General features: G+C 31.7%; 13 protein-coding genes. 6 read left to right on the forward strand and 7 right to left on the reverse strand.

Annotated features, from left to right (window positions below):
* Positions 1–5: 5 nt before the first annotated feature.
* Complete coding sequence (ctlX, locus tag ACFS5M_RS05610; protein ID WP_183486645.1) at positions 6–941, forward strand: citrulline utilization hydrolase CtlX; 936 nt, start codon at positions 6–8, stop codon at positions 939–941.
* Positions 942–950: 9 nt separating this feature from the next.
* On the opposite strand, the gene ACFS5M_RS05615 is transcribed toward ctlX, so the two are convergent.
* Positions 951–3,029, reverse strand: coding sequence for an ATP-binding protein (locus tag ACFS5M_RS05615; RefSeq protein ID WP_183486646.1), 2,079 nt, complete (start codon positions 3,027–3,029; stop codon positions 951–953).
* 430 nt (positions 3,030–3,459) lie between these two features.
* Between ACFS5M_RS05615 and argS the strand changes: the two genes are divergently transcribed.
* The gene (gene argS / locus ACFS5M_RS05620) at positions 3,460–5,244 is read left to right on the forward strand and encodes an arginine--tRNA ligase (protein ID WP_183486647.1); all 1,785 of its coding nucleotides are present in this window, start codon (positions 3,460–3,462) and stop codon (positions 5,242–5,244) included.
* A 16-nt stretch (positions 5,245–5,260) separates the two neighbouring features.
* On the opposite strand, the gene ACFS5M_RS05625 is transcribed toward argS, so the two are convergent.
* On the reverse strand, positions 5,261–6,190 hold the full coding sequence (locus tag ACFS5M_RS05625; RefSeq protein WP_183486648.1) for an FAD-dependent oxidoreductase: 930 nt from the start codon (positions 6,188–6,190) through the stop codon (positions 5,261–5,263).
* A gap of 102 nt (positions 6,191–6,292) precedes the next feature.
* Here ACFS5M_RS05625 and ACFS5M_RS05630 point away from each other — a divergent pair, with 102 nt between their 5' ends.
* From ACFS5M_RS05630 to ACFS5M_RS05640, 3 genes are read left to right on the forward strand one after another with little or no spacing between them, the layout of a single operon-like run.
* Positions 6,293–6,904: a SprT-like domain-containing protein gene (locus ACFS5M_RS05630; RefSeq protein WP_183486649.1), complete on the forward strand. Its 612-nt coding sequence runs from the start codon at positions 6,293–6,295 to the stop codon at positions 6,902–6,904.
* Complete coding sequence (locus ACFS5M_RS05635) at positions 6,897–7,976, forward strand: mannose-1-phosphate guanylyltransferase (RefSeq protein WP_183486650.1); 1,080 nt, start codon at positions 6,897–6,899, stop codon at positions 7,974–7,976. The genes ACFS5M_RS05630 and ACFS5M_RS05635 overlap by 8 nt, the downstream gene beginning before the upstream one ends.
* Positions 7,977–7,978: 2 nt before the next feature.
* Entirely contained in the window at positions 7,979–9,433 is a 1,455-nt protein-coding gene (locus ACFS5M_RS05640) for a DUF389 domain-containing protein (RefSeq protein WP_183486651.1), read from the forward strand.
* 7 nt (positions 9,434–9,440) lie between these two features.
* Here ACFS5M_RS05640 and ACFS5M_RS05645 read toward each other — a convergent pair whose 3' ends face one another.
* Together ACFS5M_RS05645 and ACFS5M_RS05650 are read right to left on the reverse strand one after the other, a co-directional pair.
* Complete coding sequence (locus ACFS5M_RS05645; protein ID WP_183486652.1) at positions 9,441–10,208, reverse strand: ABC transporter ATP-binding protein; 768 nt, start codon at positions 10,206–10,208, stop codon at positions 9,441–9,443.
* Positions 10,208–10,945, reverse strand: coding sequence for an MlaE family ABC transporter permease (locus tag ACFS5M_RS05650; protein WP_183486653.1), 738 nt, complete (start codon positions 10,943–10,945; stop codon positions 10,208–10,210). Before ACFS5M_RS05650 ends, ACFS5M_RS05645 begins: the two co-directional genes overlap by 1 nt.
* A 123-nt stretch (positions 10,946–11,068) precedes the next feature.
* Here ACFS5M_RS05650 and pafA point away from each other — a divergent pair, with 123 nt between their 5' ends.
* A complete protein-coding gene (pafA, locus tag ACFS5M_RS05655; RefSeq protein ID WP_183486655.1) occupies positions 11,069–12,751 on the forward strand; it encodes an alkaline phosphatase PafA in 1,683 nt (560 codons plus the stop codon).
* A gap of 48 nt (positions 12,752–12,799) precedes the next feature.
* On the opposite strand, the gene ACFS5M_RS05660 is transcribed toward pafA, so the two are convergent.
* Genes ACFS5M_RS05660 through ACFS5M_RS05670 form a run of 3 tightly spaced genes read right to left on the reverse strand, consistent with a single transcriptional unit; the run spans position 12,800 to position 14,528 of the window.
* On the reverse strand, positions 12,800–13,066 hold the full coding sequence (locus ACFS5M_RS05660) for an acyl-CoA-binding protein (RefSeq protein ID WP_183486665.1): 267 nt from the start codon (positions 13,064–13,066) through the stop codon (positions 12,800–12,802).
* Positions 13,067–13,717, reverse strand: a complete 651-nt coding sequence (locus tag ACFS5M_RS05665) for a phosphatidylserine decarboxylase family protein (RefSeq protein WP_183486666.1) — start codon at positions 13,715–13,717, stop codon at positions 13,067–13,069. It abuts the gene before it with no gap.
* Complete coding sequence (locus ACFS5M_RS05670; RefSeq protein ID WP_183486668.1) at positions 13,707–14,528, reverse strand: phosphatidate cytidylyltransferase; 822 nt, start codon at positions 14,526–14,528, stop codon at positions 13,707–13,709. The genes ACFS5M_RS05665 and ACFS5M_RS05670 overlap by 11 nt, the downstream gene beginning before the upstream one ends.
* Positions 14,529–14,545: the final 17 nt, after the last annotated feature.

Consider the following 14,545-nt stretch of genomic DNA (forward strand, 5'->3'; position numbering starts at 1 on the left):
AGCACATGCAACAAACAACAAATACCATACTCATGATTCGTCCTATTAACTTTAGGAGAAATGAGCAAACAGCAATAAATAATTATTATCAAAAAGAATCAGATAACGTCTTACCTGAAACTGAAAATGCTAAAGCACAACAGGAATTTGATGCTTATGTAGAAAAGTTACGTGCAATTGGAGTTGATGTTATTGTGGTAAATGATACAGATGAGTTTGATACGCCAGATTCTATATTCCCAAATAATTGGATTTCTTTTCACGAAAAAGGAACCGTTGGACTTTATCCTATGTTTGCTGAAAATAGAAGGCTAGAACGAAGAGAAGATGTTCTTGAAGCTGTTGAAGCTCACGGATTTAAAATTAATAATATTGTCGATTATACAAGTGCTGAAGAAGAAAATGTATTCTTAGAAGGTACTGGGAGTTTATTATTAGATAGAGCAAATGGCATCGCTTATTGCGCTTTGTCTCCTAGAGCAAATGAAGATTTGTTTATTGAATTTTGTGAAGATTTTGAATATACTCCTGTAATTTTTACGGCCAATCAAACTGTGAATGGAAAGCGTGAAGCTATATATCATACTAATGTTATGATGTGTTTAGGTGAAACTTTTGCTGTCATCTGTTTAGATTGTATTGATGATAAAAAGGAACGTAAGAATGTTATGAAGCACCTTCAGGATAGTGGAAAAGAAATCATTAGAATAACTGAAGCACAAGTCAATAATTTTGCAGGAAATATGCTTCAAGTTAAAGCTAAAGATGATAAGCGTTATTTAATTATGAGCCAAGCGGCTTACGATTGTTTGTCGGAAGCTCAAATAAAAATCATTGAAAAACACTGCGCAATTTTAAGTAGTAGTCTTGAAACTATTGAAGCTTGTGGAGGTGGAAGTGCACGTTGTATGATGGCTGAGGTATTCCTGCCAAAAACTTAATGTATTAGATTAAGCTTGCGGATTAGATTTTGGCAATTCAACATAAAAAGTACTTCCAACATGTTCGGTACTTTCTACCCAAATCTTTCCATGATTAAGTTCAACTAATTCTTTGCAAATAGTTAATCCTAAACCAGTTCCTTTTTCATTTTTTGTACCAATGGTCGTGAATGAATTATTTTTAAATAATTGATCTTGATTTTCTTTAGAAATACCAACGCCTGTATCAGTTATACTAATTAACGAATTACCATTGCTTATATGATTTGCTATGGTTATAGTGTCGCCAGCTTTGCAGAACTTAACCGCATTAGTTAAAAGGTTTTGTATAATAATTTCAACCATACTTCTGTCTGCATAAACAAAATCACGCAAAGACAAATCTTCTATTTTAATGCCTTTCTTCTCTGTCTTTTGTTCGATAAGCTTTATTTTTTCACTAAAAACTTCTTGAACATCAAATAAACTTGGTTTAGACTCCAATGATTGCATTTGAGATTTAGACCAATTCAATAAATTAAATAATAGTAAAGAAGCATTATTCGCATTTTCACTTAACTCAGGAATTAAATGATTAAATTCTTCTTGTGAAAGCGAACCATCTTTTAATAAGTCAATAAACCCTTTTATTGAAGTCAATGAATCTTTTAAATCATGTGAAACAATAGAAAACAATTTATCTTTAACCTGATTAATGTCTTCTAAATTTTTTGATTGATCTAAGATGGCTTCATTTTGAAGGTTAATTTGTCTGTTTTTATCTTCAAGTTCTTTGGTGTATTTGATACTATTGTTACGTTTCAAGTAAATAAGAATCAAAAAGGTAGAGGTTATAGCAAGAGCTATGAGTAAAAGATAAAAGATAAACTTTAAACGGTCAATTTCATCTTGACTAGCTTTCTTTTCTTTTTCATGTTGGCTTATAAGTGCTTTGTTTTCTTCTCTAGCACTTACACTTAAATCTTTAGTGTTTTCAATGGTAGAAATAGACTGATTTTGTAAGCTTTCAGATTCTGCGATACGTCTTCTTTCAACCTGATTCTTTAAATCGAAGTGCCTTTTTTGCCAGATATACGCTAATCTGAAATCATTTTCAAGTGAATCTAATTTTGCTCTTAATCTGTAGTTGTTAATTAACTCGTCATTATTTTTTAATGTTCGACCAAGGTCAGTGGCTTCAGAAAGTAAGCGTTCTGCAATAATAGATTTACGTTCTCTTAAATATAAATCTCCTGTAGCATTAAGTGCTGTAAGAACTCCTTGATGATTATTTAGCCTTCTGTTTAACCTTAAGCCTTGTGTTAAGTATTCTTTAGCATCTTCTAAATTATTTAACTGTAAGTACGAATACCCTAGTTTTGTTAACACATCACCTCGTAAGATACTATCACTATCATCAATATTTAAAAGCACATTATCATAATAATATATTGCTCTTTGATAGTCATTTTGGCTAGCGTATAAATCACCTAAACTTTTATTTGCTTCTATGATGCCTTCTTTATTAGAAAGTTCATCTTCTAAGTCTAATGTTTTTTCAAAAAATTCAATAGCCTGATTATCGGCTTTCATATTATTATAAGCAGTAGCTAGGTTTTTATACGAATCGCGAAGTTCTTTTTTAAGACCTCTTTTTTCTAGTTCTTTCATAGCTGAAAGAGAAAGCTGAAGCCCTTTGTCGTAGTTGCCTCGTTCAATTTCAATTAAAGCTAGACTATTATTAATTCTGGCAACACCTAAAGTGTCTGCTAAAGTGGTGTATAATTCTTTAGATTTCACATAACTGTCAACAGCATTGATATAGTCCTCCTTTTTAGAAAAAATAAGTCCTTTGTAGTACGCAATTTCTGCAATTCCAGTAGTGTATTTTAAATCGTTAGAAAGCTTTTCACTTTCTCTAATATACTTTAAAGCTTTATCGTAATCATTTTCCTTATAAAGAATCTTAATAATACGTATAGAAGTATTGACCTTGGTTGTGTCTGGATCTTGGAATGCAACCTGTATATATAAACTCTCTAGTTCCTCGGTTTGGGAATAACCAAGAAAAATAGTAAAAAAGCATATAAGAGTAATTAGTTTCCTCATTTAATACAATTACGTCAGTAAGGTATCAACTTAGAGTTTTTTTTGAGGGAATCAAAAACACTTTGTTAGATTATGTTTAGTTTATTATTTAGTAAAGATTTATCAGATCTTGGGGACTTGATAAAAATTCTTTGAATAACAAAACTCAATAAAAGAGATTAAATAAACTAATTAAAGCGATTTAAAGCAGAAAAATCAGATAAAGTGATGAATTGAAATTTGTGAAATAATATGCAATCGATTAAAGGCATAAAATGATAGAATAAATGCAAGTCTTAGAGTGATTTTTTTTCATTTTGTAATAACTTTCTTATTATTTTTAGCTTAAAAAGAACCTAAAAACCGAAGTGATGACCTTATTTAGCTCATTTTAAAAATAGCAAACTTTAATAAAAACACTATCTTTGCACACTTATAATAAGATGAATAAATGAGCCTTCAAAACACCTTATCAAATCATGTAAAACAAGCAGTAATGTCTATATACAATGTAGCGATAGATACTGTTGAGTTTCAAGCCACACGTAAAGAATTTGCTGGAGATATTACTATCGTAGTGTTTCCTATGTTACGCGTTGTTAAAGGAAATCCAATGCAAATTGGCGAAGGTATTGGTGCTTATTTAGTCGATAAAGTCGAAGAAGTCAAGGCTTTTAATGTGGTTAAAGGCTTTTTAAATATAGAAATAGATGATCATTATTATGTTAATTATTTCAATACGATAAAGACTAACAATGATTATGGTTTTATAAAGCCTGAAGAGAATTCTAAAGCTGTAATGGTTGAGTATTCTTCGCCAAACACCAATAAACCTTTGCATTTAGGGCATATACGTAATAACTTGTTAGGTTATAGTGTCGCTGAAATTATTAAAGCTTCTGGACAAAAAGTCTATAAAACCCAAATTATTAATGATCGAGGGATTCATATTTGTAAAAGCATGTTAGCTTGGAAACGCTTTGGAAATAATGAAACGCCAGAATCTACAGGTCTTAAAGGTGATAAATTAGTAGGAAATTACTACGTTAAATTTGATCAAGAATATAAAAAGGAAATAGCGCATTTAATGGCCAAAGGGCAAACTGAAGATGAAGCAAAAAAGAATGCGCCAATTATTGTCGAAGCGCAGAATATGTTGCGTCTTTGGGAGTCAGGAGATACTGAAGTCGTCGCGCTTTGGGAAAAAATGAATGCTTGGGTATATGAAGGCTTTGATATTACTTATAAAAACCTAGGTGTTGATTTTGATGCCTTATATTATGAAAGTCAGACCTATCTCTTAGGAAAAGAGTTTGTTGTTGAAGGCTTAAAAACAGGCGTTTTCTTTAAAAAAGACGATGGCTCAGTTTGGTGTGATTTAACAGATGAAGGTTTAGATGAAAAAATCGTACTTCGTAGTGATGGTACTGCAGTCTATATGACACAAGATATTGGTACTGCCATTCAACGTGTTAAAGATTATCCTGATGTTGGCGGCATGGTTTATACTGTTGGAAATGAACAAGAGTATCACTTTCAAGTACTGTTTTTAATAATTAAAAAATTAGGTTTCGATTGGGCTAAAAATTTATACCATCTAAGTTATGGTATGGTAGATTTACCTTCTGGAAAAATGAAAAGTAGAGAAGGAACGGTTGTAGATGCCGACGATTTAATAGTAGAGATGGCTGATACAGCTGGCGACATTTCACAAGAATTAGGAAAATTAGAAGGCTATTCTGAAGCTGAAAAGCAAGAGTTGTACAAAATTATTGGTCTAGGAGCATTAAAATATTATATCTTAAAAGTGGATCCTAAAAAACGTATTTTGTTTGATCCTAAAGAGTCTATAGATTTTCAAGGAAATACAGGCCCTTTTATTCAATATACTTATGCTAGAATACAATCTATCTTACGAAAAGCTAATGTAGATAATACAATTAAGCTTGATGCCTCTGATATATCTTTACATGAAAAAGAAAAAGAGCTTATAAAGCAAATATTAAACTTTCCTGAAGTTATTCAAAACGCAGCAAATCATCATAGTCCTGCATTAGTTGCTAATTATACATACGATTTAGTGAAAGAATTTAATTCCTTTTACCAAAATGTATCTATTCTTGGCGCAGATACAGAAAATGAAAAACGATTCCGTGTTCAGTTATCACAAGTGGTTGCTAATACCATAAAGAATGCTTTTGGACTACTTGGTATTCAGGTGCCTGAAAGAATGTAGAAATAATTTCTTAATCTTATTTACTCAAAATTTCAGCAAGCTCAATAGCACAGCCCCAAGCTAGAGTAAAACCAGCACCTCCATGGCCATAATTATGAAAAACATTAGGGTGTGTTTTATCAAACTCAAAACGAACGCTATGTCTTCGTGGACGCAATCCAACTAAGGTCTCTATTATTTTAGGGTCTTCTTGACACAAGCCTTTTAATCTGTTTAAAATGAGTTTAGTGTCTGCTGGTTCATTATTTTTATTCCAGTCGTTTTCGTAGTCTGTACCTCCAACGATACAGTCTTCACTTCTGTTAATGACATAACTTAAGGCTCCTTTTTGGGTAGAATCAGCACAAGAAACAATTGCCATTTTTTCACATCGTAAAATTTGCCCTCGCATAGGATGTAATTCTTTATCATTACACAATGTTTTTGCACCTAAACCAGTACAATTAACAACGTATGTATCTAAACTTGCTAGTTCTTCTAAAGATGAGATTTCACGTTCTTTAAAAGTACCACCATTGGCTAAAAATTGTTCAAATAAATGGGGTAAATACAAATGAGGTTCAGCTAATGGCACATTAGATATAAAAGCCATTTGCATGCCTCTTGGTAATTCTTCTTTTGTAGCTTTTCTAACGGTTCCTTCTGGTAATTGTTTTGTCCAACCTGTGTTGCTTTTTGGTGTGTAAGCTGTTATAAATGGAATAAATATAATTCCGTTTCCTACACTTTCTTCAGTTTTATAATGCATGTAAGTCATAGTAGCCCATGTATTTGTTTTCTTTTTTGGACCAACTTCAAAAGGAAACCATATCGCACCAACTTTACTAGATAAGGTTTTGTCGTAGCGTTCTTTGGCAATCAAATTTACCTGAAAACCAGATTTTTGGAGTTGTAAAGCAGAGGTTAATCCTATAATTCCTGAGCCTATAATAGTCACTGATTTCATAGTGTAATATGATATTTTTTCAGAAAATGATTTTTTATTGTAGTTTTTTGAAGTTAGTTGTTTTTTTATTAAAAATCAAAATAGAAAAAGTATTTTTGTATTATGCAAAACACGCTTCAAAATTATATTCCAGAACCTGCAATACCTTATGTTTTAGACCTATTAAAACAGGATGGTTTAATGGTTAAAATCAAAAATGAGCGTAAAACACGTCATGGTGATTATAGGAAATTGCCAAACGGAAAACACCAAATTACTATCAATGCAAATTTAAATGTGTACAGGTTTTTATTGACCTTAATCCATGAAATAGCTCATTTGGAAGCGTATAAGAATTATGGACGTTTTATTAAGCCGCATGGCAAAGAGTGGAAGCGAACCTTTCAGCATCTCATGTTGCCTGTTATAAATCCGCAAGTCTTTCCAGAACAGTTATTGCCCTTATTAGCTAAGCATTTTATGAATCCTAAGGCTTCTAGCGATACAGATGCTCCATTAGCTTTAGCATTAAAACAATTTGATGCGCCTAATGATAAAACCTTTATTTTTGAAGTACCCTTTGGAAGTGTCTTTAAACTTTATAATGGACGCGTCTTTAAAAAAGGGCAGAAGCGTGTTAAACGATATGAAGCCATTGAAGTTAATTCAGGAAAGTTGTATCTTTTCAACCCAAATGCAGAAGTTGAAATATTAAAAAAAGCTGTTAATGAATAAAAATTATTACGCCATTTTAATGGCAGGAGGAGTAGGTTCAAGATTTTGGCCTGTAAGTACGCAAGATTTTCCTAAGCAATTTCACGATATGCTTGGCACAGGCGATACTTTAATTCAAAAAACGTTTAATCGTTTAGCAAAACTTATTCCGCAAGAGAATATTTTTATTTTAACTAATGAGCGTTATAACGATTTAGTCTTTGAACAATTACCACAAGTGACTAAACGTCAAGTAGTTTTAGAGCCTGCAATGCGTAATACTGCACCATGTATTTTGTATGCTGCATTAAAAATCCAAAAGGAAAATAAAGATGCTGTAATGATTGTGGCTCCAAGTGATCACTGGATAGAAGATGAAAGCACTTTCACGCAAAATGTGCAGCAAGCTTTCGATTTCTGTGAAGAAAATGATGCACTTATGACGCTAGGTATAAAACCAACGTTTCCAAATACAGGTTATGGTTATATCGAGTATGATAAAACAGCGAATAAGAGCATAAAGGCTGTGAATCAATTTAGAGAAAAACCAGATTATGAGACTGCTAAAGAGTTTATTGCTCAAGGTAATTTTTTATGGAATGCAGGCATTTTTATGTGGAGTGTAAATGCGGTTGTAAGGGCTTTTCAAAACAATCAACCTGATTTGTTTGCTTTATTTAAACAAGGCTATGACGTGTATAATACCGATTTAGAAGATGATTTTATACTTGAGAATTATGCTAAAGCTGAAAATATTTCTGTCGATTATGCCATTATGGAAAAGTCAACGAATGTTTTTGTATTACCTGCTGAGTTTGATTGGAATGACCTTGGAACCTGGGGAAGTTTGTATGACAAGTTAGATAAAGACGATAATAATAATGCCGTTGTAAACGCAAGAACGTTGACCGAAGATGCTTCTGGAAACATGATTAGAACTAAGAATGAAAAAATTGTTGTTGTTGATGGTTTGAATGATTATATAATTGTAGATAAAGACGAAGTTTTGCTTATCTTTCCTAAAACAAAAGAACAAGATATTAAAAAAGTACTCCAAAATGTTAAAAATAAATTTGGAGAGAATTACGGATAATTATGAGTGAAGAAAATAAATTTAACTTTTCTGAAGATGAAAATGCAGCTAAAGAACAAGCTGTTGAACAATCTAAAGAAGCTGTAAAGCAAGATGCTAAAGGGCTTTTTCATAGTATTAAGGTCTTTATGGTTGAGCTTTTAGATTTTCGTGATGACACAGATCGTGATGCAACAATTAATGCCATTAAAGGCGATATTTCTTTTAAAGGCGCAACAGCATGGATCTTAATTTGCTCTATTTTTGTCGCCTCTGTTGGTTTAAATGCAGATTCTACTGCAGTTGTAATTGGTGCCATGCTTATTTCACCTTTAATGGGACCAATTTTAGGAATAGGTATGTCTATTGCCTTAAATGATATTGATACGCTCAGAAAATCGCTAATAAATTTAACAATCATGATTGTGTTAAGTTTACTTACTGCGTTTTTGTTTTTTAAATTTTTCCCAACAGCAGATTTAGTGACTAATGAACTTTTTGGACGTACAAAGCCTGATGTGAGAGATGTGCTTATTGCCTTTTTTGGAGGCATGGCCTTAATAATTGCCAGAACTAAAAAAGGAACCATCGCATCTGTTATTTTTGGAGTCGCTATTGCGACAGCTTTAATGCCACCATTATGTACTGCAGGATATGGTTTAGCTCATAATTGGGATTATTTTGTTGGTGCGATGTATTTATTTACAATCAATACCATTTTTATCGCGCTTGCAACATTTATTGTGTTGAAGCTTTTACGTTTTCCAATGCTAAAATATGCGAACTCAAAAAAAAGAAAGCGTATCGCACAGTTTGCTTCTGTTCTAGCCATTTTAGTGATGGCTCCTGCAATTTGGACATTTGTGATTTTCATAAGAGAAAGCGGATTGCAAAGTGATTATAATCAGTATGTAGAAAATGAAATAAAATCGAATAGAGATTTGTGGTTTCAAAATGGAACACTAAACGCTAACGATAAAAAAATCACGCTCTATTTTAATGGCGAAATAAGTGAAGCTACAGAAACTGATTTAAGAAATGAATTAAAAGGCTATGAAAAAATTAGTGATTTTGATTTAGATATTAATGGAAATAAGAATAGAAGTTTTGATAAAATATCTGATGCCTACGACAGAGCTATTAAAGCACTAGATGAGAAAGATTTTATTATTGCTGGTTTACAAGATAAAATAGATAATTTATTAGATGAGATCAGTATTGTTAATCAAAAAAACAATACCATTTCTTTTAGTAATTTATCAAAGGATGCTAAAATAAAATTTAGTGACTTAGAGTATTTTGGATATTCTAAAATGCTTGTTTCTGCTGACTTTATTAAAGTCGATACAATTAATGTGGCTTCTGCTAAATGGAACTCTAAATTAAATGATAGTGTTGTAAAAGTAAGAGATGAAGAGTTAGTGAACTGGTTAAAAACGCAAGTGAAAGCAGATACTATTGTTTTAAAAAGACAGTAAGTTTGTCTTAGGTATTCTCATCAATATACATTTTACGTACTTTTTTAAACAATTCAGAAGAATAGACAAAGTCGGTTACAACAGCATTATCGGTTTTAAAAATGGTTTCTTTTGAGCCTTCCCAAGCTTTTAAGCCATCTTTTAAGAACACAATTTTTTCACCAATTTCCATTACAGAATTCATGTCATGAGAGTTGATGATGGTTGTAATATTATATTCATCTGTAATTTCCTGAATTAAATTATCAATAACAATTGCAGTTTTTGGATCTAATCCAGAATTAGGTTCGTCGCAAAATAAATACTTAGGATTGTTTACTATCGCTCTAGCTATAGCAACTCGTTTTTGCATACCACCAGAAGCTTCACTAGGCATTTTGTTATGCGCATCTGTTAGATTGACGCGATTTAATACAAAATCAACACGATCTTGCATTTCGCTTTTACTTTGTTTAGTAAACATACGTAATGGAAACATGACATTTTCAGCAATAGTCATAGAGTCAAAAAGGGCTGAACCTTGAAAAACCATACCCATTTCACTTCTTAAATCACGTTTTTGATCATCATCTAACTCAGAGTAAATTTTTCCATCATAAGAAATTGTGCCTTCTTCAGGAGTAAATAGCCCTAACAAACATTTTAAAAATACAGTTTTTCCAGAACCACTTTGTCCAATGACTAAACTTGTTTTCCCTTTTTCAAAAGTAGTGCTAATACCTTTTAAAACATGAGCTTCTCCAAATGATTTGTGTACGTTTTTAACTTCTATCATTAGCTTAACAACATTTGAGTTAGTATATAGTTTAAAAGAATAATAACGACACTGGTCCAAACAAAAGCGGTCGTACTAGCTTTACCTACTTCTAGTGCACCACCTTTCATGAAGAATCCGTGAAAAGAAGGAATCGTAGCTAAAACAAATGCAAAAACAAAGGTTTTGATAAAGGCATAGGTGATATGAAATGGAATAAAATCAGTCTGAACACCAATAATAAAATCTTCTAATGAGCTATAGCCACCATAGATACAAGCAGCCATTCCTCCTAATATACCAAGAAACATGGCTATAGAAATGACAAATGGGTATAACATAAGTGCAATAAATTTTGGGAAAACTAAATAGTTTATGGCGTTTATTCCCATTACTTCTAAAGCATCAATTTGTTCTGTAACTCGCATAGTTCCAATACTTGAGGTTATAAAGGAGCCAACTTTTCCAGCCATGATAATAGAAATAAAAGTTGGAGCGAATTCTAAAACAATTGATTGTCGTGTTGCAAAACCAACTAAATATTTTGGAATTAAAGGATTGCTAATATTTAATGCAGTTTGAATTGTAACCACTCCACCAACAAAAAAGGAAATAAAAGCAACAATACCTAATGATCCCATGATGAGGTCATCAATATCCTTAAAGATTAATGTTTTCATTACAGACCATTTTGTAGGCTTGCGAAACATATCTTTAATCATTATAAAGTAAGCTCCTATATTATGAAGGTAAGTCATAAGCAATTTTGTTATGCTAAAGTATAAAAAACTACGAGGTATTTAATGATAAATTAATCTAAAAAGGAAAAATTTCACACATAAAAATCTGTACTTTTGAAAACTGTATTAAATCATCTTATTATGAAGTCTTTATTTTATGTTTTAGTTTTTACTGCTTTCTTTAGTTGTAAAGCGCAAACAATAAGTTCAACACAAGTTGTTAAAACAACAGAAAATGTAATTCATACAAATCCTAAACTTGTAGTTGGTATTGTTATCGATCAAATGCGTTATGATTATTTAACCCGTTTTAACGCTAAGTTTAGCGATGGTGGTTTTAAACGTATGATGCGTGAAGGCTTTAATTGTAAAAACAATCACTTTAATTACATTCCTACCAAAACAGGTCCTGGACATGCTTCAGTATTTACAGGAACGACACCAAAATATCATGGTGTTATTGGCAATAACTGGTTTGATAAAATTTTAAAACGTAGAGTTAATTGTGTAGAAGATAATACAGTAGAACCTATAGGAACAGAAAGTAAAGATGGTAAAAAATCGCCTATAATGCTATTGTCAACAACATTTGCTGATGAAAACAGATTGTTTACACAAATGCAAGGTAAAACGATTGGAATCTCTATTAAACATAGAGGTGCTATTTTACCAGCTGGACATTCTGCAAATGCAGCTTATTGGTGGGATTATGATCATGATGGCAATGGGAATTGGATAACGAGTTCTTTTTATATGAACGACCTTCCTCAATGGGTTAAAGATTTTAATGCTTCCAATGTGGCCGAATCTTATTTTAAAAACTGGGAGCCTTTATATGATATCGATACTTATACTGAAAGCGGGAGTGATTTAAACACCTTCGAGCGTATCTTTGAAGGTAAGGAAACGGCTACTTTTCCTTATAATTTAGAAGAATTAAGACATCAAAACGGAAATTTTAAAATCATTGCAGAATCTCCTTTTGGAAATACATTAACCACAGATTTTGCCTTAAAAGCGATTGATGCTGAAGCCTTAGGGAAAGATGATATTACTGATGTGTTAACCATTAGTTACTCAAGTACAGATAAAGTCGGACATGATTTTGGTGTGAATGCTATTGAAACTCAAGATACTTACTTGCGCTTAGATTTAGATTTAGAACGTCTTTTTAATGCTCTAGATGATAAAGTAGGAAAAGGCGAGTACACTGTGTTTTTAACTTCAGATCATGGTGCTCCTTATACGCCTAGTTATTTAAAATCAAGAAGAATACCTTCAGGTCTTTTTGACTTAAGCCAACTATTTGATGAATTAAATGAGATGCTTTTTAAGCATTATAAAGTTTCAGATTTAGTTTTAAGTAGAATAAATAATCAAATCTTTTTTGACCACGAAAAAATTGAGCAACATAAGTTGGATTTGAAAGCACTAAAAGATAAAGTTGGAAAGCAATTATTGACTTATGATTTGATTGATAAAGTGTATTTGACTTCTGAAATTAACCAGTTTGAAGGAAGCTCAGGCTATTTAGAGGATTTATTAAACAATGGCCATCACCAAAAACGTTCAGGTGATATTTTGTTTGTATTTAATCCTTCGGTTTTTAAAGATACACCATGGAATAGAACAGGAACAGACCATCATTCTGGAATGGTATATGACACACATGTTCCATTATTGTTTTTTGGTAAAGGCATTAAGCAAGGAAGTACTTTTAAGAAAACAAGAATTATTGATATAGCTCCAACTATTTCAGCACTCTTAGGAATTAGCTTTCCAAATGCTGCTACAGGAATTCCACTTGAATTTGTATTAGAATAGTATATTGCTGTTGTTTTTTAGAAAGAAAAAACACTAAAGTTTGTGATGTTATTTTTTATACAAAAAATAGTTATTAACGAGCTCGATATAGGTTTTCTTGGCTTCGTCTTCTGTGATGTCTTGAATTTGAAATAAAGCATTAGTTTTAAATGCATTTATAATTTGTTTTTTGCTGCTAGGCCTTGAGTAATTGTTAGTTGCTTTTTTATAATACGCATATAAGCGTAATAAAAAATCGGCAGGAAAAGGCTCTTGGTGTTCGTTAACTCGAGCAACTGCTTCAGTAAAGGCGATATGTAATTCTTCAGCAGTCATTTATATTTCAGCAATAATACTTTCTCCACCGCGAACTTTTTCATTTAAAGCAACTTTAATTTTGGTGTCTAAGGGTAAAAATAAATCAACTCTTGATCCAAATTTTATAAATCCAGAATCATCACCTTGAATTGCAGAATCACCTTCTTTAGCATAGTTTACAATACGTTTGGCTAATGCTCCAGCAATTTGTCGGTATAAAACTTTTCCATATGTAGAGTTTTCAACAACCACAGTAGTGCGTTCGTTTTCTTCACTCGCTTTTGGGTGCCAAGCAACTAAATACTTTCCTGGATGATATTTGCTAAATAAAACTTTACCGTTAATTGGATAACGCGTTACATGTACATTTAAAGGTGACATAAATACACTGACCTGCAGTCTATTTTCTTTAAAATATTCACTTTCATAAACTTCTTCAATAACAACAACTTTACCATCTACAGGAGACAATACATGTTGGTCATTGTTAATTGTGTTCCTTTTAGGGTTTCTAAAAAACTGAAGGATTAAAAATAAGAAGACACCTAGAGCTATAAACAGTAAAATTTGAAGCCAGTTTATACTCACAAATTTATCAATAAGTAAATAACTAGCAATTACGAGTATAAATGTAATTAGGATGATTTTATGACCTTCTTTATGAAACATAATGTAAAATTCTTAAAAATAAATAAATAAATGGTGCTGCAAATATAATACTATCAAACCTGTCTAATAATCCACCATGACCAGGCATAATAGTGCCACTATCTTTAACATTGGCCTGACGTTTAAATTTTGATTCAATTAAATCACCTAGCGTGCCAAAAACACTTACAATAATACTTAAAATTAACCATTGTGTAAAACTTAAAGTCTGTGTAAAATACGAAATAAAATAACTAGCAATACAGGCAAAAAATAAACCACCAAGAAACCCTTCAACTGTTTTTTTAGGAGAGATGCTAGGAAATAACTTTTGTTTACCAAATTTAGAACCTACTAGATAAGCAAAGGTGTCATTTACCCAAACTAAAATAAAAGCTCCTAATAAAATATTGGGGTTATATGCTTCATAATAGTTTGCAATAAGAATTAAAAAGACAAAAGCACTAGAAAGGTAAAAAGTAGTAATTATAAAGCGTTTAGAACTAAAAAGTGGGATTGTTTTTTCTGAAAACAAATCCTTGATTAAAAAAAGCTGAACAAAAATAGTAATAACTTGAAGGATTTGTGTCGCTTCATATAGACCTACATTAGAGTTCATAAATAGTTGCCAATATCCAAAAACAAAATACAGAACTGTAAAAAGTAGATAAGGAATAAAGCTTTTTAATTGGATGAGTTTTTTAAATTCATGCAAACAGATAAGACCAAAAAGAAAAAACAAAATGATTAGCGCATGCTTGTTATATAAACTAAAAATAAGTAGCAACACATAGAGTAATCCTGAAAATGCGCGAATAGCAATGTCCTTCATTTGTTGGTTATTGTTAT

The organism is Lacinutrix iliipiscaria, from assembly GCF_042686125.1.
GTDB lineage: Bacteria > Bacteroidota > Bacteroidia > Flavobacteriales > Flavobacteriaceae > Oceanihabitans > Oceanihabitans iliipiscarium.